The organism is Flavobacterium sp. P3_A6 (genome assembly GCF_056403035.1).
Genome location: NZ_JBFUGG010000090.1, coordinates 1 through 514, shown reverse-complemented (window position 1 = coordinate 514; position 514 = coordinate 1). Strand labels below are relative to the sequence as shown.

The following is a 514-nucleotide window of genomic DNA, read 5'->3' as shown; positions in this document are numbered from 1 at the left end:
GCTCATGGTGGCCCCGATCATACGGGCGCGAGGGCGACACCACCCGGCGCATCCACACTCCCGAGCGTCATCGGGGGGTCGAAGGTGCGGGCCTGTGCCACGCTGGCGGCATGGTGAACGTGAGCGGTGGGCCGACGACGGCGGCCGGCGGAGCAGCCGGCACCACGGTCCTGGTGGTGGAGGACGAACCGGCGATCGCGCAGGCGATCGTGCACCGGCTCTCGGCGGAGGGCTGGACGGTGGAGTCCGCGGGCGACGGCCTGTCCGGCGTCAGCGCGGCGTCGCGGCTGCGACCGGACGTCGTGGTGCTCGACGTGATGCTGCCGGGGATCGACGGGCTCGAGGTGTGCCGGCGGATCCAGGCCGAGCGGCCGGTGCCGGTGCTCATGCTGACGGCCCGGGACGACGAGACCGACATGCTCATCGGGCTCGGCGTGGGTGCCGACGACTACATGACGAAGCCGTTCTCGATGCGCGAGCTCGTCGCCCGCACCAAGGCGCTGCTGCGCCGCAC

Annotated in this window: 1 protein-coding gene; it reads left to right on the top strand. The window is 73.0% G+C overall.

What is annotated here, in order from left to right; all coding sequences use genetic code 11:
- A partial coding sequence (locus tag AC1DVP_RS21455; protein ID WP_477185498.1) for a response regulator transcription factor occupies positions 1–514 on the top strand: 514 nt, incomplete at both ends.